This window comes from Enterococcus sp. FSL R5-0957, assembly GCF_038008005.1.
In the GTDB taxonomy this organism is placed as follows: Bacteria; Bacillota; Bacilli; order Lactobacillales; family Enterococcaceae; genus Enterococcus_B; species Enterococcus_B faecium.
Genome location: NZ_JBBOYG010000001.1, coordinates 1,997,501 through 2,024,308 on the forward strand (window position 1 = coordinate 1,997,501; position 26,808 = coordinate 2,024,308).

A 26,808-nucleotide genomic window follows, 5' to 3' on the forward strand; every position below is an offset into this window, starting at 1 on the left:
AAGCAAGCTTGCTGGTTTGGGCTTTTCCCGTTTCGCTCGCCGCTACTCAGGGAATCGAATTTTCTTTCTCTTCCTGCAGGTACTTAGATGTTTCAGTTCTCTGCGTCTACCTCGAATGTGCTATGTATTCACACAATCGTAACATCCTATTAAAGATGTTGGGTTCCCCCATTCGGAAATCTCTGGATCATAGCTTACGTACAGCTCCCCAAAGCATATCGGTGTTAGTCCCGTCCTTCATCGGCTCCTAGTGCCAAGGCATCCACCGTGCGCCCTTATTCACTTAACCTTATCAACCTTACGGTTGGGTTTTGATCCTTCTTCTAGCGATAGAAGTTAGATCAAGAAAATAAGCAATTGAACTTATTAAAAAACTCTATCCAGCTCACAAATCAGCCTGTACGGCAAAAAGATCGATCGTCTTATAAAATCAAAGATTTTATAGCCGTCCGCCTATTTTGCTTCAGGCTAAACAATTTGTTCAGCTTTCAAATTCAACGCGGTGTTCTCGGTTTGTATTACTTACATTTACTTCAAATATCCAGTTTTCAATGAACAAATTTAACAACTAATGTTGTTAATGGAGCCTAGCGGGATCGAACCGCTGACCTCCTGCGTGCAAAGCAGGCGCTCTCCCAGCTGAGCTAAGGCCCCGTTTTAAATTGAGAGTAAACCTCTCAAAACTGAACAAAGTAAAAACAAATTGTGTAGTCTCCGTAATATTCCTTAGAAAGGAGGTGATCCAGCCGCACCTTCCGATACGGCTACCTTGTTACGACTTCACCCCAATCATCTATCCCACCTTAGGCGGCTGGCTCCAAAAGGTTACCTCACCGACTTCGGGTGTTACAAACTCTCGTGGTGTGACGGGCGGTGTGTACAAGGCCCGGGAACGTATTCACCGCGGCGTGCTGATCCGCGATTACTAGCGATTCCGGCTTCATGCAGGCGAGTTGCAGCCTGCAATCCGAACTGAGAGAAGCTTTAAGAGATTAGCTTAGCCTCGCGACTTCGCAACTCGTTGTACTTCCCATTGTAGCACGTGTGTAGCCCAGGTCATAAGGGGCATGATGATTTGACGTCATCCCCACCTTCCTCCGGTTTGTCACCGGCAGTCTTGCTAGAGTGCCCAACTGAATGATGGCAACTAACAATAAGGGTTGCGCTCGTTGCGGGACTTAACCCAACATCTCACGACACGAGCTGACGACAACCATGCACCACCTGTCACTTTGCCCCCGAAGGGGAAGCTCTATCTCTAGAGTGGTCAAAGGATGTCAAGACCTGGTAAGGTTCTTCGCGTTGCTTCGAATTAAACCACATGCTCCACCGCTTGTGCGGGCCCCCGTCAATTCCTTTGAGTTTCAACCTTGCGGTCGTACTCCCCAGGCGGAGTGCTTAATGCGTTAGCTGCAGCACTGAAGGGCGGAAACCCTCCAACACTTAGCACTCATCGTTTACGGCGTGGACTACCAGGGTATCTAATCCTGTTTGCTCCCCACGCTTTCGAGCCTCAGCGTCAGTTACAGACCAGAGAGCCGCCTTCGCCACTGGTGTTCCTCCATATATCTACGCATTTCACCGCTACACATGGAATTCCACTCTCCTCTTCTGCACTCAAGTCTCCCAGTTTCCAATGACCCTCCCCGGTTGAGCCGGGGGCTTTCACATCAGACTTAAGAAACCGCCTGCGCTCGCTTTACGCCCAATAAATCCGGACAACGCTTGCCACCTACGTATTACCGCGGCTGCTGGCACGTAGTTAGCCGTGGCTTTCTGGTTAGATACCGTCAAGGGATGAACAGTTACTCTCATCCTTGTTCTTCTCTAACAACAGAGTTTTACGATCCGAAAACCTTCTTCACTCACGCGGCGTTGCTCGGTCAGACTTTCGTCCATTGCCGAAGATTCCCTACTGCTGCCTCCCGTAGGAGTTTGGGCCGTGTCTCAGTCCCAATGTGGCCGATCACCCTCTCAGGTCGGCTATGCATCGTGGCCTTGGTGAGCCGTTACCTCACCAACTAGCTAATGCACCGCGGGTCCATCCATCAGCGACACCCGAAAGCGCCTTTCAAATCAAAACCATGCGGTTTCGATTGTTATACGGTATTAGCACCTGTTTCCAAGTGTTATCCCCTTCTGATGGGCAGGTTACCCACGTGTTACTCACCCGTTCGCCACTCCTCTTTTTCCGGTGGAGCAAGCTCCGGTGGAAAAAGAGGCGTTCGACTTGCATGTATTAGGCACGCCGCCAGCGTTCGTCCTGAGCCAGGATCAAACTCTCATAAAAAGTTCGAACAATCTTGCGATTGTTAAGCTCAATTTGTTTGCTAGCATATTGCTTGCTTGTTAAAAATGTTTGTTGTCTTGAATTGAATCAAGACGCCCTACACATTTGGTTTGTCTTACTTTGTTCAGTTTTCAAAGGTCTACTTCATCGAGAGTGTTTCCCGATTCATTTTTGGCTGCCGCAGCAACTTTTATATCATATCAGAGAGACAAGCGATTGTCAACTCTTTTTTAAAAGTTTTTTTCGATTTCGTTTTTTGAAATCTTTCAGCAACTCATTTATCATAATTTATCGTTTGTTATTTGTCAAGAACTTTTTTGAAGTTTTTTTCGATAGAATCAAGCTTCGCAAGCGGTTCTTTTTTAACGACTCAGTTATCTTATCATGTCATTCCCAACATGTCAATAACTATTTTTTAATTTTTTTTAGAAATGTGATATAATATCCACTTCAGAATCAACGCTGTTAAATTTATCATGTATTTCTTCCTTGGTCAACTATAAATTAAGCGTTACTTTGTGAAATGATTTTTCGATCAATTATTATTATTCGTTATACAACCGTTTTCTACATATTTTGAAAATAAAATGCACTAAAAAACTATCTTTAGCAGAACATTTCATTGTATTTTTTGGACCAAACAATAAAAAAAGAAGTTTGAAAAAAATTCAAACTTCTTTGTTCGCTTAATCTGTATTTTAGAAGAAAGGCACTCCCTCTACTTCGTAAGTTCCAAGAACAGAGCGCATTTGACCTGGTTCTTCCCAAATATATCCTTCGCCTAATTCTTCTCTTTGATTCTTTTGTTCAGTTTCAAAGACAAACAACGGAACATTTTCCTCTTTAATATGTGTATTTGTCAATTCCATCAAACTAATCTTGCTAACATCGATATGAACTATTTCTTTTAAGAAATTAAGTATATTCGCTAAACCAGTCTTTCCTTCAGAAAGTTCCGCTAACGCAAATTCCAACTTGTCATCAATTGAATGGACCAAAAATTTTTTAGTACCATCCTCCAAATGCAACATAATTGTACCAGCAACTCTTTTGCTTGCCAAAATTTCCACCTCGATCAACTTGTTCTATGGCTTACATAAAAATTCTAGCACATTTTCAGAAAAAATACACTTTTTATTTCTTATTTTCTTTCCGTTCTAGTTCAGATAATGCTTCTTCTATCCAAATAGGTAACTGCTCCGCAATAGTGGTAAATCCGATCTTACGATTTTTATTCGTGAAATACCTTTTTCTGCGATATGGAACAGCTGGATTTGTTTTTTCTAACGTTCTTAAAGATAAACTGATTTTTTTGGAATATTCATCAATGTCGATGATCTGAACTGTTACTGGCTGTCCGACTTTTAACAATGAATGGATATTTTTCGTATAACCGGATTGTACTTCCGAAACATGAATAAGTCCTTGCGTCTCGTTATCAAGAGAAACGAATGCGCCATAAGGCTGTATTCCTGTCACTTTTCCTTCAATTATTTGTCCAATTTTATAAGTCATCTACTTCCCTCTCTTCGCATTTATCATTATACTGTAAATAGCTCAAAAAAAGAAGCGACGAAAATGACTGGAGGTCTTAAGATGATCGAATTTGATAAACAGATTTCAAGAAAAGATACAGAAAGTGTAAAATGGGACGCAATTGCTGAGACATATCAAATGGATGACTTACTTCCTTTGTGGGTAGCAGATATGGACTTCTTGTCTCCCGGTGGAGTAGCTAAAGCGTTTAGTGAATACATCAAACATGGAATCTTTGGTTATGCCACTCTGTCTGATAAACTATATCAGGCTATCATTCATTGGGAACGCCAACACCATGCTGTGGAGTTGACGAAAGAAAATATCGTTTTTACAAGTGGTGTGTTAACTAGTTTAGCTGCAGCAGTACAAACTTTTACAAAACCAGGCGATTCTATTTTGATTCATGACCCAGTTTATCCTCCATTTTCCTCTATTATAGAAACAAATCAACGTCACATCGTTCGAAGCTCTTTGCTAGAAAAAAATAATCATTTCATCATGGACTTGTCTGACATGGAGAAAAAAATCGAAGAAAACAATGTAAAAGCAATGATTTTATGTAATCCTCACAATCCTGGAGGGCGTGTTTGGAGCAAAGAAGAATTGAAACAGTTAAGCGAATTGTGTTTAAAACATCAAGTGATTCTGTTTAGTGACGAGATCCATCAAGATTTAACTTTATTCGATCATACATTTACTTCCATGCTAACGATTGATCCTAATTTAGATGATCTACTAGTTGCTTTTACTTCCGCAACCAAGACTTTCAATCTAGCTGCAATCAAAAATTCAATGGTATTTATCAAAAATCCAGAGATGAAAGCTGATTTTGAAAAACATTTAGTGATGAACCAACAGCACGAAATCAACACTTTTGGACTGATTGGAACCCAAGCGGCTTATGAGACGGGTGGAGAATGGTTAAGCCAACTGATTCCTTATCTAGAAAAAAATGTTCAAACAGTTAATCAGTTTTTTGAACAGTATCTTCCGAAAGTGAGAATAATGAACCCTGAAGGAACTTACTTAATGTGGTTAGATTTTACCGCCTATATTTCAGACGACCAAGAATTGGAGAACACTCTTGTTCGGAAAGGAAAAGTCGTATTAAATCCTGGCATCACGTTTGGTCCTTCCGGTCATGGGCATATGCGCTTGAATATTGCTTGTCCAGAAGAAACTTTACTGGAAGGACTTAATCGAATCAAGTATGCTTTAGAGACAATCGATTAAATCATTTATTCAAAATAAAAGGACGAGACCTTACTAGGTTTCGTCCTTTTTCATAATTACTCCGTACCATACCAAACTATTCTGAAATTTCAATTGTTTCAATCACTACATCATGTACAGGTCGGTCTTGTGGACCACGTTGTACATTTGCGATTTCATCTACTGTGTCCATCCCTTCTAGTACATGTCCAAAGACTGTATGTCGGAAATCTAGCCAAGGAGTTCCGCCACCTTTATACGCTTCAATGATTTCTGATGGGAATCCAGCACCTTCTAGTTGTCCAAGCATATTAGCTGGCACATTTGTGTTATTTACAATAAAGAATTGGCTTCCGTTTGTGTTTGGACCTGAATTTGCCATAGATAAAGCTCCGCGAAGGTTGAACAGTTCACGACTGAATTCATCTTCAAAACTTTCGCCATAAATACTTTCGCCACCCATTCCTGTTCCAGTTGGATCGCCGCCTTGGATCATGAAATCAGGAATAACGCGGTGAAAAATCACGCCATCATAATAACCTTTTTTGGAAAGTTCAATGAAATTTTGAACCGTCTTCGGTGCTAGTTCAGGGAATAATTGAACAGTAATGTCACCACGGTTTGTTTTGATAACAGCTTTTGGTCCTTTTTCACTTTTTAAATCTAGTTGTGGGAATGCCATATTGTTTCCTCCTAATATTTGCATACTTCATAATAATAATAACATAATACCTAACCTCTCGTAAAAATACTAGATTTGTTTTCTTTTATTTTTCATCACTAGATACATTCTATAACTTACCGTTTCGATTTCGAATTCAAACATTTTTGAGAAGCATTCTCAATTAAATTCTGCTATAGTGTGAAAAGGGAGGAATTTTTATGGAAATCTATGACATTACAATCATCGGTGCAGGTCCTGTAGGGATGTTTGCCGCTTTTTACGCAGGAATGCGCCAAGCTAAAACAAAAATCATTGACAGTCTACCTCAACTTGGTGGTCAATTAGCAACTTTGTATCCCGAAAAATATATTTACGATATTCCTGGGTATCCAGCAATAAAAGCAAGTGAATTAATCGATCAATTAGAAAAACAATTAACTACTTTTAACCATACATTCCATTTAAAAGAAGAAGTTCTCTCGCTTACTCGTGAAGACGAAGTTATCGAGATTACTACAAATAAAGGCATCCATTATTCCAAAGCAGTCATTTTAGCTTTAGGAAATGGTTCATTCCAGCCAAGAAAATTGAATTTAGATAATGCTGAATCATTTGAAAACCACGGATTGGATTATTTCGTGAATGATTTGATGAAGTATGCTGGAAAAAAAGTCGCTATTGCTGGAGGTGGTGATTCTGCTATCGATTGGGCGTTGATGTTAGAGCCTATTGCAAGCGAAGTTTACTTGATTCATCGTCGCCCGGAATTTCGTGCGCACGAACATAGTGTATCACGCTTGAAATCTTCATCTGTCAACTTGCTTACTCCCTATCTCATCGATGGATTATCAGGCAATAATGGGGAACTGACAGATATCCGGTTAAAAAAAGTGAAAAGTGACGAGACGATTGATTTGATGATTGATTCTCTGATCGTCAATTATGGATTCTCTTCTAATTTAGAACATCTTTCTTCTTGGGGACTTGATAGTACCAGAAATGCCATTACTGTAAAATCAGATATGTCTACTTCTATTCCAGGCGTTTATGCAGCTGGTGACATCTGTACCTATGAAGGAAAAGTGAAACTGATTGCTACTGGGCTCGGTGAAGCACCTACTGCAGTGAACAATGCTTTACACTATATTAATCCAAAGGAACGAACTCAGCCTGGTCACAGCACAAGCTTATACGATAAAAATCTTCGTCCTAGTTGATTTTTTATATCTCTTTGCATTTCAAGTTAAACCCGAAAGCAGTTTCTTGCATTTTTTTCATGTTCCGTTAACATGAAATAGAGAAAGAAAAAATAAAGGGGGAGCAATAATATGGTCGTCAAAACTGAGACTTTAGAAGAAAAGGCAAGAGAACTATTGAAGGAACGTGGCGTAACTGTAGAAGATATCGCACAACTTGTCATGTTTTTACAAAAAGATTATATTTCTGATTTGACTTTGGCGGATTGTACTGAAAGTGTCAACAGCGTGCTAACAAAGCGTGAAGTACATAACGCCATTATCACTGGAATCCAATTAGATATATTAGCAGAAAAGAAAAAATTGATGAGTCCGTTGCAACATATTATCGAAGATGACGAAGGCCTTTACGGTATCGATGAGATCCTAGCCTTGTCAATCGTGAATGTTTACGGTACGATCGGCTTTACAAATTATGGTTATATCGACAAGGTGAAACCTGGTATTTTAAAAGAACTAAACAGCCACGATGGCGTTCATGTCCATACCTTCTTAGATGATATCGTCGGAGCGATCGCCGCTGCTGCTGCCAGTCGATTAGCACACAAAGAACCAGAAAAAAGAAGTCGCCTTACTCAATAATTCAACAAAAAAAGAAAGAAAACGTCTATTTAGACGAGTTCTTTCTTTTTTGTTTGTTTCAAGCTATTTTTTCCTAAGAAAAGAAAAACAGCAAAAAATAATTCTAATAATACAAAAAATAAGATAAAGCTATGCATGAAAAATTCTTCTGGAAGTACATTGATGATTGGATCAATAACGGGATCGAATAACCAGTCATCGTTCTTGAAAAACGTTTCATGAAAAAGGATAAAAAAGCGATCAAATCCTACCATCATGAAAAAACCGAAAACAACTGGCAGTAACATGCCGATTTGAAACGGACGAATCAACCGCCAAAGCCGATCATTCTTTTGCAAATATTTGATAAACAAAATACTCGGGATCAAAGTGATGAAAAACACAGCATAATCCACTAAAAACAAAATTTTCACTTCATAAAAGTGATGGGCTCCGCTAGCAGAAACTGGGAAATCTGGCAAGCTGAGGATGGTTTTGAAGGGATTATTGAGATAATTCATTAGGTGATCAAAATTTTTCAGTAATGTCTCTTGATCTAAAGAAGTATAATCCAAAATTTGCAAATGTCCGATATCAAATACGTATAGTGGTCGAAAGTTGATCGTCACACCAACTGCCAGACTGATCAGTGTCAGAAATAGGCTGAACAATCCAGCATATTCCATCCACTGCCATCTCGAATTTTTCATATTAGAAGCTCCATTCATCCAGTGATTGTTTCACATAGGTAGCTGGGATAGGCAACCCAGGTACATCTTCTTCTTTTGTAAAACCTGATAAAACGAGCAAAGTATCTATATTATTGCGTATCCCAGCTTGGATATCTGTTTCATAGTTATCTCCAACCATGATTACTTCTTCTTTTTGCAGCCCTAATACTTCAACGGCTTTATCCATAATGATTGCTTCTGGTTTTCCGATGTAGATCGGCGGCGTTTGGGTTGCTGTCTCTACAAGAGAGATGACTGACCCTGCTCCAGGAAGAAGGCCGCGTTCAGTAGGTATATTCTTATCTGGGTTCGTTCCAATGAAAGTAGCACCTTTTTGAATAGCAAGTGTTGCTTTAACTACTTTTTCATAGGTCAGATAATTATCTAAGCCTACCACTACATAGTCAGGAGCCTCTTCTTCCCATGTAAATCCGGCAGCTAAAATCAAGTCAATCAATCCTGCTTCTCCGATAACATAGACTTTTTCCCCTTTTCCATCTGCTTTCATAAAATCGATTGTTGCCAAAGTAGCTGTGTAGACTGTCTCTGGAGCTACATGAATGTCAAACTCATCTGCTAGACGATTAGCTACTGTTTCTGGTGACTTAGTCGTGTTATTGGTAACAAACAAGAAAGGTAATTTTCTTTTTTGCAATTCTTCCACAAATCGTTTACCGGCCGGTATGGGTTGTGTCCCACGATAAATCGTTCCGTCTAAATCAATTAAATATCCTTTATAGTCCATTCATCCACTACTCTTCCCTTTTTCTTATCGTAAATGCTGTTTTTGTTTTTTCTACTTGTTTAGGTTGTTCTTGTTTTTTTACTTTTTCAGAGGTTTTTGCTGACTCTGTTTTTCGATTTTTAATAACCGGTTTTTTGCGATTAGATGCGACTGGTCCTTTTTTCTCATCGATATACGCACGATTATGGTTTTTTTTCTTTTTTCGGCGCTGAGTTGTCTTTTCTTTTTTACCGCCGATTCTCTCGATGACAAAATACGCACAACCAAAATTGCAATATTCGTAAAGATAGTCTTCCAAGGAATCGATTCGCTGATCTGGATGCGCCCGTCGATTATCCGCTTGGAAAAATCCTTTTAGGCGTAGTTGTTCATAACCCCAATCTCCTACGATATAATCATATCGGGCTAGTACATCACTGTAACGTTCTCCAAGCTTTTCTGCATTAAATCCTTCACGATAATCGGACACAAGCCGATAATGTCTTTCACCTATCAAAAAATTACTGTCATCTAACAGTGTCACTAGCTCGCCTTTGACTTTTTCTGCTTTAGGCTCCTCAACGATTTCTTCCAAAGCAGCTGTCAGTTCTTCGGTGACTGTTGTTTCCTGTTCAGCTGATGATTTTTTCTTAGCAATTTCTGTTTTATGCTCAACGTTCTGCTGTTCATTTTGTTTTGCAGACATGCGTTCACCACCTATCTTTTTTATTATACCTTGTTTTTATTTGATTGGGTAGTGAGCTTTCAAGTAATCTCCTACCACACTTCGGATAAATTCAGGGAACAAAAATTCATTTTTTCCAGCAATCTCAATCGTTGGAAAAAATGGAACAAACATCAAATGATCTACGGTAGTAAAAGTATAATTTTTATTCAGATCGATTGGCTGGTTCTTCCAAAAGACTTGATGGTTAATAGAATCATATGTGATTCCATTATAGACCATCTGCCCAAAAATCTTACCGCGAAATCCCATTCCCTTCATAGGATAGTCACGTAAAAAGTTACGATTTTTTTCTATTTCTAAAACTAAGCGAATCAGATCATTTCCACCCAATGTGACATTTAACAAGTGCATCGGATGCGGCAACGCAGTGTGAAGCTGATCCTGATTGACCCGCCCTTTTGGAATTTCAGTTAAAAACAGACCACTGTTTAATATTGCTGCTTCCGTCTTTCCTCGTTCTTTCACCGCCTCAAGGGCGACTTGGATAAACGAATGCTCATTGAAGATATCTAGACTCAGAGAAAATGGCAAATCTGCTACTTCTTTTTCTTTTAATAATTCATGCCCACGTTCTAGATAACTATTTATTTCTTGTTCATCTTCTGTAAAAGCTGTCATTGTTTCGGTAGGGATGGCTTTGGCTGAATGCTTAAGGATTTTTTTCTCTTCATCGATGGTTAAATGGACTTCACCGACATACTGCCCGTACTTTCCAGCGGCTGCTATTTGGACATCATTGATTACGTGACCTTCTCTGAATAAATGATGGGTGTGCGATCCTAAAATAACATCAATTGCTGGTATTTCTTTTGCAATTTGGAAATCATCCTGAATCCCGAGATGACTCATCAAAACTAAAACATCCACTTGTGAACGTAAATATTCGACTAATTCTGGCAAAATATCATAAGGATTGCGTATGTCCCAGCCATTCGGATTATAAGTAAGCGGAAATGGAGCAGTAAATGCAATTAGTCCGATTTTCGTCTGGTGTTTCGTTGTAATAATTTTATATGGTTTCGTCCATGCCGGTGGCTGGAGCGTATTTTTATCGAATAAGTTATCCAGGATGATATCAAACTCAGCATGATCGTATAAATGATTCAGCTCTTCTTTGGAATTTCCTACGCCTTCATTGTTTCCTATCGTCGCTGCATCATAACCAACTTCATTCATCAGCAAGATATTTTCCTGTCCATTCGTTGCTTCTGACAATGGATGCCAACGATCCACAAAATCACCTAGATCTACTGCAATCGTTGTCGTTTTTTCTTTCTTTTCGTTTTCTCGTTTACGTTGATCCAAAAACCTTCTGATCCTTGGCCAATTTTCTAAATGAGAATGCAGATCATTCGTATGTAAAATCACTATTTTTTCCATGTACCCTCTCGCCTCTCTTTATCTTTATCATACCATAGGCAGCTTTTTCTTCCATTGAAACAAGCTCTATTTCAGAGTTCTTCCTGCCTTGAAGCAAATTGTATAAGTACAATATTCGATAAATCAGTCTGGCTAAAAAATCAGGAACATTCATTTTTACAGTACTATAAAAATAAAAAAAACAGACCCGAAAGTCTGTTGTCGTTTCATTATAATCAGACACATGGCGGAACCTGCTTAGTGCTGCTTCCTTCCAGACCTGACACGCTTCACAAGCCCACCATTGTCCTAGCCTTTCGGCAAAGAATAGTATACCTTATTTTTCATTCGTTGACCAGTCTTTTTTTAATTTCTTTTTTCGCTGGCGGAGCTTTCGGAAAAAGTCAGTCAAAATCATCCCACATTCGTCTTCTAAAATGCCACCTTCTACATATGCTTGGTGGTTAAACCGCTCGTCCTCCAAAAGATTCATCAAGGTACCGGCTGTTCCGCCTTTTGGATCATACGCACCGAAATAAACTTCTGCTACACGAGACAAAATCATCGCGCCGCTGCACATAGGACAAGGCTCTAAGGTAACAAAAAGTGTGGCATCTTCCAAGCGCCAGCTTCCCACTTTTTCACAGGCTTCCTTGATTGCAAGCATTTCTGCATGTGTAGTAGCATCTTGCGTGGTTTCTCTAAGGTTATATCCTCTTCCAACCACTTTTCCATCCAATACAACCACTGCTCCAATCGGAACTTCATGAAGCATTTCTGCTTTCTTTGCTTCTGCCAATGCAAGGCGCATCCATTTTTCTTTTTCTACTGCATCAAGATTTGTATTTACCAATTACCCTTCCCTGCCTTTGTTTTTTCTTGTTTTACTTTAGCATATGATAAAAAGGCTGTAACTAACTTTTTTTTCTATGGTAAAATAAATACAAGAGGTGAACAAGATGAAAATGGATAAATTACTTGCTCTTTACCCACAAGCACAGAAAAAAAACTCTCCAGCATCAGAAGCGGATATCCTTTCTTTTGCAATTGATGATGCTTTTATCTGGATCAAACAAGATTCATTATCTCAACAAGAAACCAGCCTTTTGAAAGCGTTATTCCCTGTAATCAACGATCAAAAAAAACACCCATGGTATCACTATCTTTTTAAAGATGCTTCTTGTGTTCAAGAAAAAAGCTTTCGTTTGATCCAGCTTCACGTCGAATCAAAAGGAGAATTCTTAAAAAAAGAATGGCAAGATACTATTTTGGAATTATTTCGCTATTCTGCTGATTTCTTTTTTTATACAGACACAGATGCGCTCTTAGTCGAACAAATAAACCGTGATTATCTTGATGCTACTGAAATCAACGGTATTTTTCTATCTTTAGATGCTGATTTTGATACGACAACGTCTGTATTCGTTGGTTCTTTCCATTCACCTGGCACCGACCTCGTCCCTTTGTTTGCTGAAGAAAGAAAAATTTTTTTAACAGAGCAAAACAATCTTTATACTCACAGCCGTACTTTTTCTATGCAAGATGTGGCTTTACATTACTATACAAAAGATACTGTAAAAGATAGTAAGTTGATCAAAAGTTACATAGAACTGATCAAACAAAATGAAATGGAAGTGATCATTCAAGAATTATGGAATGAATTAGGCAATGTCAGCTCTGCTGCAAAAACACTGTTTCTTCATCGTAATACTCTAAAATATCGAATCGAAAAATTTCAAGAACAGACTGGTTTCAATCTAAAAAAAGCCAACGATTTACTGTTTTGCTATCTTTTATTGATTCATGAACATAACTAAAGATAGATTAAAGGGGTTGTGACAATAATTTTGTCACAACCCCTTATTTCGAATGAATAGTGTTCAAAAGCTAGTTTCTCTTACATCATTTTTTCAACAAAATGCATTAGCCGGTCTTTTACATCTTCGGTTGAATCTTTGATCGAATCACCATAAACAGAGATTTTCTTTTTTCCTGATTTGATTTTTGCTAACATTCCCATCAAAGAATCCAAGTCACTATCTGAAAGACCATCTACGATTTCTAGTAATTTTTCATTTCCATCAAATTTGTCATAGACGAATTTTTTTACTTTCGTCCGAGTAGTCATATGATGGATCTTTTCCATTACTTTTCCCGATACAACGACTGCTGTCGCTAAACTGGCAGCGGCTGCTACGCTTAATCCGATTGTTACTTTTGTTGATGTTTTCATAAGTATCAGCTCCTTTTTATCTATCTCCATCATAGCATAGACAAAAAAATAAACGAACTAATCCACTCAGTGAAATCTCAATCCTTTAGGGAAAAAGTTCTTTACTGTTCCTTTTACTTGTTTCCCAAATCCGACAGGTATCTTATCTAATACTAGCAAAACCCATCCTTGATTCCCATCACGTTGAAATGTTTCTCCTGCTGTGTAAGATTGCCATTCCTTTTGAGTGATCGGCAAGCAAGGTATATTCTCTATCTTTTTTGTAGCAAGCGCTAATGCATAGCTAGGTTCAAATCGATTCTTTTTGAAATCTCCTAAATGCAAACCTGTACGTACGACTTTTAAACCATCGAGAGAAGGGGCTAACTCAGGAACTTCCCAAAGATGGTCGTTGAACACTAAAAGTCTTCCAGTAGCTTCATAATGAAAATCATTTGAAAACTCCGTCCAGAGTTTTTCCTGCTCTTTTGTCATTTGCACTTTACTTTTTTTTCGTGTCTTCTTTTCTTTATGCATCTGATTTTGTCCATGAAAAGTCAGCTTTGCAACAAAATGTCCTTCACCCTGATCTTTATGAGGCCATATACGTATTGTTTTTTCCAAACCAGCTACGCTTCCCCATTCAGAACGTCCTGAACTAACGGATTGAGTCAAAGGAATCTCCTCAATCGTTACTGGATAATTTTCTACAAGCCAGCTAATGATCTCTTCATTTTCTTCTGGTGCAAACGTACAAGTCGAATAAATCAGTTGTCCTTTATTTTTTAGCATTTTTATTGCTGAAGACAAAATCTCTTGCTGACGTTTTTGACAGTATAGCGGAGATTCTTCTGTCCACTCTTTTATTGCATTTGGATCTTTTCGGAACATTCCTTCTCCTGAACAAGGAGCATCAACCACGATCCGATCAAAAAAGCCCGAAAAATGAGGGACAAGTTCTGCGGGTGCATGATTTGTCACTATTGCGTTCGAAACTCCCCATCGTTCTATATTTTCTGATAAAATCTTCGCACGTTTCGGAAAGATCTCATTCGTCACTAATAACCCTTTCCCCTTCATTTGAGCAGCTAATTGGGTTGATTTACCACCGGGAGCCGCACACAAATCCAAAACTTTTTCACCGGGTTTTGCTGCAGCAGCTGTTCCAACGATCATTGCACTTGGTTCTTGGCTATATTCATACCCAGCTTGATGGAGGAAAGACTTTCCATTGACAGTGCCAAGAAATCCCTCATTGCTGTAGGGAGCGGGTTGTAATTCTTCGCTATGGTAAGTTTGGACCATGTCCAATCCTGCCGGTTTTAGTGGATTCCACCGAAATCCTTTTTTCACGCTTCCTTGTTCAAGCGCAGAAAAAAAATCGGATGCTTCTTCGCCTAAAAGAAGACGATATTTTTTGATAAATTGCTGTGGTAACGTTGTCGCTTCCTCCTTCATTCCAATGTTTCGTTAGACATTTTACAATCTTTTTTACGAAAAATAAAGGTGGCTGATCTACTTTTTCATGTTGCTGCCTAAGGTGACTGTTCCTTTAAGATATTTTCCAAGTATTCATCCGTCACCTCGTTTTTATCCCAAACAGCGTTCATCATTTCAAGAAAATCTTGAGAAGAATCATCTGAGCGCAAACTTCCCAATGCATTAAGCCATACCAATTCAAGCGACTTTTCTTCTTTGATCTTCGTGTGACCTTTGACATATGATAAAAATGGCCGCTTAAATAGCGAATCCATGTCTAAATCAGATTTTGCAATGATTTCACGAATACTTTCATGGATAGAAAAAAAATCTTTCAATAAGTAGACAATGCTTAAAACATCATCGGAACTGCATTCAGCTAAGTAGTTTTCAAAATAAACAGTGATTTCTTCTAATATCTTCTCTTTTAACCCGCTGATTGATTTGAAATGTGTATAAATCGGGTATGTAGAACAACCGCAGAACTCTGCTAACTCTCTTGCAGTAATTGACTTCATTCCATATTCTTCCACGTATACCATACTTTTGAACAGCAAATATTCTTTACTATAATTTGTTACTCTCCCCATCATTCTTACCTCCGTCTCTTTTCATCTACCCATAAATAAATAACATAAATAATTCTAAAAATATTATTGATAATTATCAAAACATATTTAGTTATATCCATTAAAAATAAATTTTTTCGCCTTAAAAACAAGAATATATTGACAAAATACCCTAGGAAATAAACAATAGAATAAACAAGGTAACAAAAAAATTAAATAACGTTATATAAAAAAGAAGGCGATACTCTGTGAGAATAACACAGACTGAAATGACTTTCCACTCACAGTTTTTGTCTAACTATATACAAAAACAGAATAAAAAGGAGGTATTTATGCTAATTGAAGCAAGAAAAAAAGAGTTACTTGTTCTACAAATGGTCATTCAAAAAAATAATTGTTCTTTACAAGAATTATCCAATGACTTACATATTCCAAAACGGACAATCAAAGAACTGATCCGAAAAATAAATGTATCACTCAAGCAATTTTTATTGATTGATGAATTTATTTATTCTAATCATAAAGGAGAGATCCAAACCAAAGAAACCGATCAAACTAAAAAGTTAGCTGTTTTTTCTAAGTTAAAATTATGCTACCTAAAAGAATCCAATCGTTTTAACTATTTGATGTTACTAATCAATTATCCACAAACTGCTGTACCAAAAAAATATTTACTTGAACAACTTTATATATCGCCCTCCTATCTCGAAAAACTGACAAAACAGCTCAATCATTCCTTAAAAAAATTCCATTTACGGATCCTATCTGTAAAAAATTGCTGTACTCTTGAAGGAAATGAGTTATCTATCCGTCTCTATCTTTACTTTTTTCTTTCAGATACATTTGGAGGTAACGATTGGCCATTTTCCTCACTTGAATTAAATGCACTAAAAATGAACAGTACAGATGAGCAAATAGAAAAAATTTCAAAACAAGAAAAAAATATCTACTTGCTGTTAACTTTATTCATATTACGAAACAAACAACAGGCATATTTTCCAAAAACTTCTTCTGAAATCACTGAATTGATGGACTTATTGCAGCATACACATGATTATTCAGAATACTTTACTTCTTTTTCAGTGAGTCGCCCTTGTGAAGAGACAGAAACAGAGAGAGCCTACTTTAATTATTTTTTCTATTGTTTTTTTCCAAATCAAATCTCTTTTCGACAAAAACAGGAGATTGGTTTCTTATTTTCCACAAGCAAAAACCTTATTTGTCGACAAGTCGGTCAATTGATGACTTACTTAACTCAACAGTTTCCTCTCAACCATTTAGAAAATAAAATACCAATTTATTTTTATTTTCTTGTGTTGGCAGTTGTTTTTTTCGAACTGTTGGGTGAATCCAGCAGTATTTTTTCTACACTTTGCTTTCCAGAAGCCACGTCCAATCATTCTAGTTCTTTTATACAGGAAAAGAAATTAAGAAAAAAAATCGATACACTTTTTTCAAAAAATGGGGAAGAAACCAAATCAGTCAATACCTTAGTCAATTGATCCAACACTTACTACAAACAGAAACGAAAGAGCAGTTACTCATCCATTTACAGATAACCAAACAGTTTACAGGAAATTATCATCTTCAAAGCCATTTGCAGCAGTTATTTCGCAAAGATGCTGTTAAAATTACCGCATATTCAGAACATGCTGATTTGATCATTACAGATCAGCATGAGAAAATTTCAGATGAAACGGAAACTTTCTATCTGGATACAACGCACAATACAGTGTTATTTGGCGAGTTAATAAAAGCGGTTCATGAACTGTATATGAAAAAAGGTTATGAGAACAAAACAAAGAGGATGTGACAAAATTCTTGTCACATCCTCTTATTCCAAATAAACGGTATTCAATCAGCTAACTCTCGGTATTAGCTCAGATCAAAGCACTGATTTCACAACTTCTTTATTTTAATCTCTTCGGTTGCCGCCGAACAATAAGATCAAGCGCAACAGCTGCAGGAATGTCGAAAGTGCTGCTGCAACATAAGTCAGTGCTGCTGCAAATAATACGTGTCTTGCCATCGGTACTTCTTCTTCCGTCAGTAGTCCGCCTTCACTCAAAATTTGGATTGCTCGCCGAGACGCGTTAAATTCGACTGGTAATGTCACCAATTGGAAAAGTAACGCTAAAGAAAAAGCGAAAATCCCGATATTGATTAACGTAGAGTTCCAGCTAAGCAATACACCTACCATAATCAATGGGAACGAAATCATCGAACCAAAGTTAGCTGCTGGAACAAGTGCTGCACGAATCTTCAATGGGACATAACCCGAAGCATCTTGCACCGCATGTCCGCATTCATGAGCTGCTACACCTATCGCAGCAACTGAAGTAGACTGTGCAGTTGCTTGAGACAAACTCAACATCTTATTACCTGAATTGTAGTTATCTGTGAGATCTCCGGCAATTTGTTGAACACCGACATTATTTATCTGTTGACTTTGTAATATATATTGTGCTGCTTGTATACCAGTCACATTGTTTTTGCTTCTCACTTGATCGTATTTTCGGAAAGTACTATTGACGTACGCTGACGCAATTCCGGAAATAACTAATCCAAGAATGACCAAAAGAAATGTCGGATCTAAAAAACCATACATTCCATAACCATACATTGTCGTTTCACTCCTTTTCGTTTACTTTATTTTATCATTAGTAGTAGGAAAAGAATGTGAAAAGACCTTGAATATTCTTTAATTCTTTTTCACAAATTCCGATTTTAGTTTCATCGGTCCAAATCCTTCTACCTTGCAATCGATATTATGATCGCCTTCTACTAAACGGATGTTCTTGACTTTTGTTCCTTGTTTAATGGCACCTGACGCACCTTTTACTTTCAAGTCTTTAATCACTGTCACACTATCGCCCTCTAACAGACGGTTTCCATTTGCATCTAATACCACTAATCCGTCTTCTATGACAGTTTCTTGTTCTTCTTTGTTCCATTCGTTCCCGCATTCTGGGCAAATCAACAAGCCTCGATCTTCATATGTGTACTCTGAGCCACATTCTGGGCAATTTGGTAATGTCATCTTCTTTCTCCTTTAAAATCTTTAGTGAGCACTATTGTAACGGAAAAAGAAGATCTTGAAAAGATACAGTTGTGATTTTTACTACAAAAGGCACGTTTTCGAACGAAGTATCATTCTGTTTTTCTGCTCTTATACGATTGGCATATATCTTGGATCTCTTTATAGATTTCCTCTACTTCTGCTAAATCTTTTGCATTCGCACCACTTGCTAATGGATGGCCTCCTCCATGATGGCGTTTAGCCAATTCATTGATGATCGGCCCCTTAGAACGTAAACGTACGCGGTAATACCCTGAAGGCTGCTGAACAAAAATCCCCCAAGCCAGCACTTCATCAATCACTCCAGGAAGTGAAACGATCGAAGCTGTCTCTGAATCATCGATTCCATATTTATCAAGAATTTCTTGCGGAAGGATTATTCTTCCTGCACCATTTTCATCCACCTGGATATTTTGATAAAGATAACCGGAAAGTTTAGCGACTTTCATCGGCATTTGTTCAATCTCTCTGTTCAAAGCACTTGCATCAAATGGATAATTTCTCAATATCGAAGCAATCTCTAATGTACGGGACGTCGTGGAGGGATACAAAAAGCGCCCTGTGTCTCCGACGATTCCTGCATAAAGTAACCTTGCAGCCTTAACGTTCATCTTTAAAGATTCAGGAAACATCAAAGCAAATTCCGCAATCATCTCACTACAGCTACTTGCTTTTGTATTTACCCACACAAGATCTCCATAAGGGTCATCATTGGGATGATGGTCGATTTTGATCAGTTTTTCTGCCAACTGATATCTTTGATCACTGATTCTGGGTGAATTAGCTGTATCAGTCACGATGACTAGCGCTCCTTGGTAGAAGACATCTTCAACTTCTTGCATTTCTGCTAAAAAGCGAAGCCCTTCAATCGTTTCACCTACTTGACGTATTTCTTTTTCTGGGAAACTTTCCCGTAATAGTTCGGCTAATCCTACTTGTGATCCTAATGCATCAGGATCAGGGCGCAAATGCCTGTGGATAATGATTTTATCGTATTTTTTTATTGTATCTACTATTTCTTGCTGTACTGTCATTTCACTCCTGCTTTCTAAGAACGTTCCATTACTTGACAAACAACGATTGCTTTGGAAACGATGGTGTTTTCAATAAACACTTCGATATCCAGTTTAGCGGAACGTCTGCCGATTTCCAATACACGTGGACGAATGTCTAATTCGCTTTCCAATTGGATCAGCCGCAAATAATGTAGGTTCACTTGTTCAATCAAGATATTTCGTTTTTGGTTCATCACCATTGTTTTTTGTGCGACATCAGAAATGATTTCGCTAAGTACGCCAAAAGAAATGGTTCCAACGCCATTGACCATTTGTGGTGCTACTACGAATTTGAACTTAGGGTTTTCCAAATGATTTCCTTCACGGTCAGTATCAATCGTATGGATATTTCCAGATATCTGATCCGAAATCGTATCTGCAATCTGCGGTTGTCGCTGGACAAGCTGCATCGCTTTCATTACATCTTGCCGGGTAATCAAGCCTTCCAATGTCAAGTCATCGGAAACGACCGGCATGACTTCTAGCCCATCCCAGATCATTTGATGGCTAACAGAGGCAATACTCATTGTTTTCTTTACACTGATTGGTTCTTTCGTCATCACCCGATCGATGATCTGGTTTGGCGATTTCCCTAAAACATCTTTTGCCGTAACAATCCCCATCAAACGATGATGGCGGTTGACGACTGGAAAACGCGAATGCTGCGTTTCTTCTGACAAACGCTGATAATCAGAAATCGTATCTGTCTGCTGCAAATAATGAGTCTTTTCAGCTGGCATATAGATATCACTGACAAGCATGATATCTTTTTTGATCAATTGGTCGCTTAACGCTCGGTTGATCATGGTTGCGACTGTAAATGTATCATAAGAGGTGCGTAAGATCGGCATTTCAAGATCATCAGCTAGCTTTGCAATCTCAGCAGTCGTATTGAATCCTCCTGTGATCAATACTGCGGCGCCATCTTCCAATGCTAATTTTTGGACTTCCGCCCGGTTGCCGACGATCATTAGTGATCCTGGCGTAATATAGCGTTCCATGGCATGTTTAGTCATCGCGCCGATGACGAATTTATTCAAGACCTTGTCTAATCCTGCCGCCCCGCCTAAAACGTCCCCTTCAATGATCCTGACGACCTCGCCAAATGTCAAACGTTCAATATGTTTTTTTAATTTGCGTTCGATACGGATGGTCCCTACTCGTTGAATTGTTGAAACTAGTCCGACATTTTCCGCATCTTTGATTGCACGGTACGCTGTTCCTTCACTGACATTCAATTCTTTTGCGATGCTTCTTACAGAAATTCGATTGCCAACAGGTAAACTTTCAATATATTCTAAAATCAAATCATGTTTTGTCGCCATTTTCTGCCTACACTTCCAGCGTTTCCGAGACGCTCATTATTTTTCCTTCACTATCTTCCAGTAACTCTACAAAAGATTCGGGATCTTGTTCAATGACAGGGAAAGTATTGTAATGGATTGGAACTACTTTCTTGGCACGAATTGTTTGCGTAGCCTTTGCTGCATCTTCTGGCCCCATCGTATAGTTATCGCCAATCGGCAAGAAAGCGACATCAATATCGAATTCTTCTGCAAGCAATCCTAGATCACTGAAATAAGCAGTATCCCCTGCATGATAAATCGTTTTTCCTTCTGCTTGAATAATAATTCCGCTAGGCTCGCCCATATACTGAACGATACCGTCTACTTCATAGCTTGAGCTATGCTGTGCATGTACGAATTTTACCACGCCGAATGGAAACGCATGTTTTCCACCGATATTCATACCGAATGAATCTACTCCTCTGCTGTTCGCATAATCAGCAATCTCAACAATACTGATAATTGTGGCTTGATTTTCTTTTGCAATAGGAATCATATCTCCTATGTGGTCACTATGACCATGAGTAATCAGCAACCAATCTGTCTTTACTTCTTCTGCAGTTAAGTCTGTCAATGGATTTCCTGTAATAAACGGGTCAATCATCACGCGTTGGCCATTTTCCATTTCAATTGTTAAACAGGAATGTCCATGATACGTAATTTTCATATTTTACACCTCGCGTTTTCTCTGTATCTTTTTTATTAAAAACGATTTCATCACTTGCACATCAATGAAAAAATATAGCTGCTAAACATATTTTCATTGGATTGATAGTACAGTATGTACAAAGCAATTGTAACAGATAATACAGGATGCACCAAGTACCAAGCAGATATAATCTCAAGTTTGAGGTCTCTGCTCTGCTTAGCTTCTCTTCTCGTCCCTTAACTAATTAAATCAGCGTAAATAGGATGGACGATCTTTTCTAAATCGGCTACTTTTATCCGAAGGCTTCTCCCGATTTCACCGCTTGACACAATTACTTCTTCTTTTTCTTTTAAAGAACTGTCTGCTAAAAAACAATAATCAGGATGTGCGAGTTTTATTCCAATAGGGGTGTTTGCTCCGTGGGGATATCCTGTATGCATTAATACAAAATCCATTCCAGGAAAACCAACTTTACGATCTTTCGTCACTTGTCTCGTTTTTTTGTAATCTAAGTGATCGTTCAAAGGAATCAATGCGATGATCACCCCAGTTTTGTTTCCTTTCACTACGAGAGTTTTACATATCAAAGCTGGATCAATCCCTCTTTTTTGTAGTTCTTCTGTGAAAGATTCTTCTACCACATGACTAAAATCAAGTGGTTGATAGCTGATCTTTTGTTCTTCTAAATAACGTTCGACTTTTGTTTGACTCATCATTGATTCACTCCCTTTATTCTATCGTTTATTATAAAGCGAGGGATGCTGTATTCAAAAATTATTTGTTTTTCGCAAAAAAAGAGCAAGACGAGCACTCTATAGAGAGGTTCATCTTACTCTTTTTGTTTATTTTTTATTTCGACGTTGAGTAGCTTCCATAATGACTGGCAAGATCACTGGGCGGCGTTTTGTTTGTTCAAATAAGTAACGGCCTAATTGATCTCGGATGTCTTGCTTTAATTTGCTCCACTCAAAATCATTGCTTTCTAAATGTTTCTCAACGATTGTTTCAATCATATCGCTGCTTTCTTTCATCAGATCACGGCTAGCTTTTACGTAAACGAATCCCCGTGAAGTAATTTGAGGTTTTGAAATGATTTTCTTTTCTCGCCGACTGATAGTGACAACCGCTACGAAAATCCCGTCTTCTGACAAGATTTTTCGATCACGTAAAACAATGTTTCCGATATCACCTATACCTAATCCATCAATCATTACATTTTCTGCACTTGTAGTTTCTGCAACACTCATACGCTTGTTCTTATATTCCAGCACGTCTCCGCGTCCAGTAATATAGATATTTTTGTATGGCATCCCTACTGCATGAGCCAAATCTGCATGAGCAGCTAATTCACGATACTCTCCTTGAACTGGCACAAAATATGTTGGTTTCATCAAATTGATCATTAATTGCAAGTCATTAGGATTGGCATGGCCAGAAACGCACATATTCTCAGAGATCAACTTCACTGTTCCACCAGCTCGATAAATGATATCTTCCGTTTTCGCCACGATGGTTTCCATCGCGATGCTTGGCGTAGTAGTGATATAAACCAAATCTCCTTCTTCAATCTTGACATTACGGTGTGTACCGTTTGCCATTTTTTGCAGAGACTTGATGGGTTCACCCATTCGGCCAGTTTCTAAAATGATCAGTTCTTCTGGATCATAGTTTTTCATGTCTTTCAACGTAACAAGCAGATCTTCACTTGGTAATTGAAGTTTTTCTAAACGCATCGCTGTGCGAATAATTCGTTCGAAATCTTGACCAGTCAAGACAACTTTTCGTTGTGCTTTTTCTGCTGCATCCAATACTTGTTGCACTCGTTGCAAATTACTTGCTACACAAGCGACGATGATACGCCCTTCCCAATATTTGATCGTATCAAATACTTCATCTGCTATTTGGGCTTCAGAAGCTACAGGCTGAGGATTTTCTGCATTTGCCGATTCACTTAGTAAGGCTAAGACTCCTTCTTTGCCGATTTCCGCCAATCGTGCATAATCTGTTTGATACATTGGGATAGCCGTTTGGTCAAATTTAAAATCTCCCGTATAAACGATACTGCCTTCTTTTGTTTTTAGATTGATACCTACTGAATCTGGTATCGTATGAGTGGTACGGAAAAAGCTCACTACTGTTTCACCAAAGTCGATTTCTGTATGCTCATCTACCACATGGAAATCCTTAAATCCTTTGGCTGCTTCATTACGACTGACATTCAATTTTGCTAACTCGATCGTCAACTCTGTCCCGAATACTGGTACAGAAATTTTTGACAACAAGTAAGGAAGTGCCCCGATTGCATCTGCATGTCCATGTGTTAAAAAGACACCAGCTACATGATCAATGTTTTCTTCTAAATACGTAAAATCAGGGATTACGACGTCGATCCCCAACAACTCATTTTCAGGATATTTTAGCCCACAATCTAAAATAAAAATATCCTCGCCCACTTCTGCGACATACATGTTTTTTCCATTTTCACGAACGCCGCCTAATGGGATAATTTTAATGGTACTCACAAACTTCACCTCTTCTTATGACATCCAAGTTTAAAGATGTCGATTTTCTTCTTTATCTAAATATATGAGCCATTCCAATGAAGCATATGCAAAATCACTATTTCTCGATTTATAGAGAATCAGCAAAAAAGTTGCCCGCACATCCTCATTTTGATAGTTGGATGGGCATTTTATTTTGGATATACTTCATTAACAAAATGGATCTTTTGCGAAACGCTATAGCCAGAATACTTATATAAGTATTCAGCTGTTCCCCATTATTATACAACAAATAAACTAAATCGCTAGTATCAGCAATTGTTAGAACAACTATGCACGTAAAAATCCCTCTGTAGCATCTAGGATTTCTTTTGCTATTCCTCTTTCATTTCTTCTTCGTCGGTTTGAAACATACTTTTTTCATTTTACCACATTTTTTGCAATAACTATAGTGACTTTTGATATATACAGAACCTCATGTTGATGGTGTGCAAACAGCATAAGATTTAAGCTAGCTTTAAGATAGGTTATCTATTATCAAATGCATCTACTAGGAGGGATGCAAAATATGAATTTTATGAAACGTGCATGGAAAAGTACAAAAGTAAAATGGGGACGTTTATTGTTATTGTTTGCCGTGTTCACAGCCATTCTTATTTTTGTGCTAGCTGGCCTTACGATTCGAAGCGCTGCAGAAGAAGCAGCGAATCAAGCACAAAAAGAAGTTGGAGCAACAGTGACTTTAAGTGCCAATCGAGAAGCTTCATTTAAAAAACAGGAACAAACTTCTTCAAGCGGTTCTACCACTGAAGAACGTCCAGATACAGGCAGTTTTTCTCTTACACCAGTTTCCTTAACGGACGCGAAAAAAATAGCTGAATTAGATAATGTAAAGAGTTATTCCTTTGAAAGTTCCGCCTCAGCTATGGCAAAAGATGGAATAACTGCCATCACTAGTTCTGATTCAAGTGAAGACAGTTCAGAAACTACCGATGTAGGCGGTGAACCTGCCGGAGGAATGGGCGGGAATCCGCAAATGACTCAAGCAGACTTTCAAATCAGTGGTGTGTCAGCAACTGCACAAAATAGTAATTTTTCTGATGGAACAGCAAAAATCACGGATGGTGAAGGAATAGATGACAGCGACAAAGGCACAAACAATGTAGTCATTGATTCTACTCTAGCAGAAACAAATGACCTGGCAGTCGGAGATACTTTCACAATCACGAGTACTGAAGATGAAGATACCACTTATGAAATGACGATCAAAGGAATTTATGAATCCAGCGAAACAAGCAGCAGTATGGGTATGAAATTCAACTTCATGAATCCGTCGAATACACTTTACACTTCTTACACTTTTGCAAATGAACTAAATGGGACATCTGACGATAACACGATAGATTCTGCTATTTACACTCTATCTGATCCAGATAAAATGGATGAGTTTCTCAAAGAAGCTGAGAAGCTGATCGACACAGATACATTTAGCTTACAATCAAATGATTCCATGTATCAGTCAATGTTGGAACCTTTAAACAACGTGGCAAGTTTTTCTAAAAATGTTGTTTTACTAGTGGCTGTAGCCGGTATTATCATACTTACTCTGATCATTATGATTACCATTCGGGAGCGTCGGCATGAGTTAGGCGTCTTGCTATCTTTAGGAGAATCCAGAAGTAAAATCATTCTCCAATTGTTTACCGAAGTGGCTATTTGTATGATTCTTGCATTAGGAGTTGCTTCGATTAGCGGAAACGTCGTCGCGAATGCCGTGGGACAGCAGCTACTTGACCAACAGACAGAAACCACGACACAAAACCAGCAAGCTCCTGGCGGTGGACAAATGCCAGGTAACAGACAAGAACAAGGCGGTCAACGCGGTGGTCAACAAGGAAACACGAATAATCCATTTGCTGTTTCTGATCAAGTCAGCGAATTGGAAATCAATGTCAAACCTGCACAATTGGGACTATTAGCCGGAGTAGCATTTGGAATCAGTCTGTTTTCTGTCTTTTTAGCTTCTATAGGGATATTAAGATTAAACCCAAGAAAAATCCTATTAAACTAAAGGAGGAATTTGATGTTACGGACAGAACAATTGGGATTTTGGTATCAAGATCCGCAAGATGCGCTTTACAAAGATGTAGAACTGAATTTCGAAGCTGGAAAAATGTACGCTATTTTAGGAGCAAGTGGTTCTGGAAAAACGACTTTTCTTTCGCTTATTTCTGGACTAGATACACCAAAAGAAGGAAAGGTATACTATCAAGATCGTTCACTGAACAAAATCGGGTTAAGAAGTTATCGTAAAAATGATGTCTCGATTATTTTCCAAGCTTACAACTTGCTTCCTTATTTATCGGCTCTAGACAACGTCATAGCAGCAATGGAAATCACTAAGACCAAGCAAGAGAATTATCGACAAGTTGCTTTAGATCGACTGGCTCGTGTAGGAATTGATGAAATATTAGCAAAAAAACAGGTGACCAAACTTTCGGGAGGTCAGCAGCAGCGAGTCGCTATCGTTCGTGCTATCTGCTGCGAACATCAACTAATCGTAGCGGATGAGCCTACTGGAAATCTAGATGAAACAACTTCACAAGATATCGTCAAACTTTTCCAAGAAATCGCCCATGAACAAAATCGCTGTATTATCATCGTTACTCATGAGATTGAAGTAGCAAAAAGCTGTGATGAAGTCTTTGAACTAAAAAATAAAAAATTTCAAAAAATCGAAGTTTAAAAAACAGGATAATGAGCAAATAAAAAATCCGAACCATATCTGCGAGACAGATATGGTTCGGATTTTTTATTTGCTTGATTCAATTAGT

The 26,808-nt window shown here is 38.4% G+C and carries 24 protein-coding genes, 1 tRNA gene, 2 rRNA genes, 1 other RNA gene and 1 pseudogene (1 of these 29 running past the window's edge); 7 read left to right on the forward strand and 22 right to left on the reverse strand.

Features of this window, described 5'->3' with window-relative positions:
- The 5 genes from MKX69_RS09755 to MKX69_RS09775 form a co-directional block, all read right to left on the reverse strand.
- Positions 1-289, reverse strand: a 23S ribosomal RNA gene (locus MKX69_RS09755); it reaches 2,626 nt to the left of the window's first position.
- Between the two features lie 292 nt (positions 290-581).
- Positions 582-654 (reverse strand) — tRNA-Ala (locus MKX69_RS09760).
- A gap of 76 nt (positions 655-730) precedes the next feature.
- Positions 731-2,290 (reverse strand): 16S ribosomal RNA (locus MKX69_RS09765).
- Together the 16S and 23S rRNA genes with 1 tRNA gene alongside form the textbook arrangement of a ribosomal RNA operon.
- A gap of 698 nt (positions 2,291-2,988) precedes the next feature.
- Positions 2,989-3,351, reverse strand: a complete 363-nt coding sequence (locus MKX69_RS09770; RefSeq protein WP_002287172.1) for a hypothetical protein — start codon at positions 3,349-3,351, stop codon at positions 2,989-2,991.
- A gap of 73 nt (positions 3,352-3,424) precedes the next feature.
- Positions 3,425-3,805, reverse strand: a complete 381-nt coding sequence (locus tag MKX69_RS09775; protein ID WP_002287231.1) for a CvfD/Ygs/GSP13 family RNA-binding post-transcriptional regulator — start codon at positions 3,803-3,805, stop codon at positions 3,425-3,427.
- 81 nt (positions 3,806-3,886) lie between these two features.
- Between MKX69_RS09775 and MKX69_RS09780 the strand changes: the two genes are divergently transcribed.
- Positions 3,887-5,062, forward strand: coding sequence for a MalY/PatB family protein (locus tag MKX69_RS09780; protein WP_002296072.1), 1,176 nt, complete (start codon positions 3,887-3,889; stop codon positions 5,060-5,062).
- Positions 5,063-5,138: 76 nt separating this feature from the next.
- On the opposite strand, the gene MKX69_RS09785 is transcribed toward MKX69_RS09780, so the two are convergent.
- Positions 5,139-5,723: a peptidylprolyl isomerase gene (locus tag MKX69_RS09785; protein ID WP_002287167.1), complete on the reverse strand. Its 585-nt coding sequence runs from the start codon at positions 5,721-5,723 to the stop codon at positions 5,139-5,141.
- Positions 5,724-5,923: 200 nt separating this feature from the next.
- On the opposite strand from MKX69_RS09785, the gene MKX69_RS09790 reads away from it, so the two are divergent.
- Together MKX69_RS09790 and MKX69_RS09795 are read left to right on the forward strand one after the other, a co-directional pair.
- Positions 5,924-6,922, forward strand: coding sequence for an NAD(P)/FAD-dependent oxidoreductase (locus tag MKX69_RS09790; protein ID WP_002296073.1), 999 nt, complete (start codon positions 5,924-5,926; stop codon positions 6,920-6,922).
- Positions 6,923-7,033: 111 nt separating this feature from the next.
- Positions 7,034-7,543: a phosphatidylglycerophosphatase A family protein gene (locus MKX69_RS09795; RefSeq protein WP_002287163.1), complete on the forward strand. Its 510-nt coding sequence runs from the start codon at positions 7,034-7,036 to the stop codon at positions 7,541-7,543.
- A gap of 29 nt (positions 7,544-7,572) precedes the next feature.
- On the opposite strand, the gene MKX69_RS09800 is transcribed toward MKX69_RS09795, so the two are convergent.
- The 6 genes from MKX69_RS09800 to tadA form a co-directional block, all read right to left on the reverse strand.
- Positions 7,573-8,232 carry a TIGR01906 family membrane protein gene (locus tag MKX69_RS09800; RefSeq protein ID WP_341009988.1) on the reverse strand — a complete coding sequence of 220 codons (660 nt, stop codon included), beginning with the start codon at positions 8,230-8,232 and terminating at the stop codon, positions 7,573-7,575.
- Between the two features lies 1 nt (position 8,233).
- The gene (locus tag MKX69_RS09805; RefSeq protein ID WP_341009990.1) at positions 8,234-8,998 is read right to left on the reverse strand and encodes a TIGR01457 family HAD-type hydrolase; all 765 of its coding nucleotides are present in this window, start codon (positions 8,996-8,998) and stop codon (positions 8,234-8,236) included.
- Positions 8,999-9,005: 7 nt separating this feature from the next.
- Complete coding sequence (locus MKX69_RS09810; RefSeq protein ID WP_002287156.1) at positions 9,006-9,683, reverse strand: YutD family protein; 678 nt, start codon at positions 9,681-9,683, stop codon at positions 9,006-9,008.
- Positions 9,684-9,719: 36 nt separating this feature from the next.
- Positions 9,720-11,105: a bifunctional metallophosphatase/5'-nucleotidase gene (locus tag MKX69_RS09815; protein ID WP_341009993.1), complete on the reverse strand. Its 1,386-nt coding sequence runs from the start codon at positions 11,103-11,105 to the stop codon at positions 9,720-9,722.
- A 208-nt stretch (positions 11,106-11,313) separates the two neighbouring features.
- An RNA gene (ffs, locus tag MKX69_RS09820) (signal recognition particle sRNA small type) lies at positions 11,314-11,400 on the reverse strand.
- Between the two features lie 21 nt (positions 11,401-11,421).
- Entirely contained in the window at positions 11,422-11,937 is a 516-nt protein-coding gene (tadA, locus tag MKX69_RS09825) for a tRNA adenosine(34) deaminase TadA (RefSeq protein WP_002298962.1), read from the reverse strand.
- A gap of 106 nt (positions 11,938-12,043) precedes the next feature.
- Here tadA and MKX69_RS09830 point away from each other — a divergent pair, with 106 nt between their 5' ends.
- On the forward strand, positions 12,044-12,901 hold the full coding sequence (locus tag MKX69_RS09830; protein ID WP_002298960.1) for a helix-turn-helix domain-containing protein: 858 nt from the start codon (positions 12,044-12,046) through the stop codon (positions 12,899-12,901).
- An 80-nt stretch (positions 12,902-12,981) separates the two neighbouring features.
- On the opposite strand, the gene MKX69_RS09835 is transcribed toward MKX69_RS09830, so the two are convergent.
- The 3 genes from MKX69_RS09835 to MKX69_RS09845 form a co-directional block, all read right to left on the reverse strand.
- A complete protein-coding gene (locus MKX69_RS09835) occupies positions 12,982-13,317 on the reverse strand; it encodes a hypothetical protein (RefSeq protein ID WP_341009996.1) in 336 nt (111 codons plus the stop codon).
- 66 nt (positions 13,318-13,383) lie between these two features.
- A complete protein-coding gene (locus tag MKX69_RS09840) occupies positions 13,384-14,754 on the reverse strand; it encodes an RsmF rRNA methyltransferase first C-terminal domain-containing protein (RefSeq protein WP_002287145.1) in 1,371 nt (456 codons plus the stop codon).
- 77 nt (positions 14,755-14,831) lie between these two features.
- The gene (locus MKX69_RS09845) at positions 14,832-15,368 is read right to left on the reverse strand and encodes a TetR/AcrR family transcriptional regulator (protein WP_341009998.1); all 537 of its coding nucleotides are present in this window, start codon (positions 15,366-15,368) and stop codon (positions 14,832-14,834) included.
- A 308-nt stretch (positions 15,369-15,676) separates the two neighbouring features.
- On the opposite strand from MKX69_RS09845, the pseudogene MKX69_RS09850 reads away from it, so the two are divergent.
- A pseudogene (locus tag MKX69_RS09850) lies at positions 15,677-17,157 on the forward strand (helix-turn-helix domain-containing protein).
- Positions 17,158-17,259: 102 nt separating this feature from the next.
- On the opposite strand, the gene MKX69_RS09855 reads toward MKX69_RS09850, so the two are convergent.
- The 7 genes from MKX69_RS09855 to MKX69_RS09885 form a co-directional block, all read right to left on the reverse strand.
- Positions 17,260-17,967 carry a zinc metallopeptidase gene (locus MKX69_RS09855; RefSeq protein WP_270269923.1) on the reverse strand — a complete coding sequence of 236 codons (708 nt, stop codon included), beginning with the start codon at positions 17,965-17,967 and terminating at the stop codon, positions 17,260-17,262.
- A 78-nt stretch (positions 17,968-18,045) separates the two neighbouring features.
- On the reverse strand, positions 18,046-18,384 hold the full coding sequence (locus tag MKX69_RS09860; protein WP_002287137.1) for a zinc ribbon domain-containing protein YjdM: 339 nt from the start codon (positions 18,382-18,384) through the stop codon (positions 18,046-18,048).
- A gap of 110 nt (positions 18,385-18,494) precedes the next feature.
- On the reverse strand, positions 18,495-19,457 hold the full coding sequence (locus MKX69_RS09865; RefSeq protein WP_002287135.1) for a DHH family phosphoesterase: 963 nt from the start codon (positions 19,455-19,457) through the stop codon (positions 18,495-18,497).
- Positions 19,458-19,471: 14 nt separating this feature from the next.
- Positions 19,472-20,803: a DRTGG domain-containing protein gene (locus MKX69_RS09870; protein WP_341010004.1), complete on the reverse strand. Its 1,332-nt coding sequence runs from the start codon at positions 20,801-20,803 to the stop codon at positions 19,472-19,474.
- Between the two features lie 7 nt (positions 20,804-20,810).
- Positions 20,811-21,491, reverse strand: a complete 681-nt coding sequence (locus MKX69_RS09875; protein ID WP_341010006.1) for a metal-dependent hydrolase — start codon at positions 21,489-21,491, stop codon at positions 20,811-20,813.
- Between the two features lie 218 nt (positions 21,492-21,709).
- Positions 21,710-22,189, reverse strand: a complete 480-nt coding sequence (locus MKX69_RS09880; RefSeq protein WP_002287132.1) for an aminoacyl-tRNA deacylase — start codon at positions 22,187-22,189, stop codon at positions 21,710-21,712.
- 126 nt (positions 22,190-22,315) lie between these two features.
- A complete protein-coding gene (locus MKX69_RS09885) occupies positions 22,316-23,995 on the reverse strand; it encodes a ribonuclease J (protein WP_341010009.1) in 1,680 nt (559 codons plus the stop codon).
- A 547-nt stretch (positions 23,996-24,542) separates the two neighbouring features.
- Between MKX69_RS09885 and MKX69_RS09890 the strand changes: the two genes are divergently transcribed.
- Both MKX69_RS09890 and MKX69_RS09895 read left to right on the forward strand, forming a co-directional pair.
- A complete protein-coding gene (locus tag MKX69_RS09890) occupies positions 24,543-26,045 on the forward strand; it encodes an ABC transporter permease (protein WP_341010011.1) in 1,503 nt (500 codons plus the stop codon).
- 12 nt (positions 26,046-26,057) lie between these two features.
- Positions 26,058-26,720 carry an ABC transporter ATP-binding protein gene (locus tag MKX69_RS09895; protein WP_002298949.1) on the forward strand — a complete coding sequence of 221 codons (663 nt, stop codon included), beginning with the start codon at positions 26,058-26,060 and terminating at the stop codon, positions 26,718-26,720.
- The last annotated feature ends 88 nt before the right edge of the window (positions 26,721-26,808 follow it).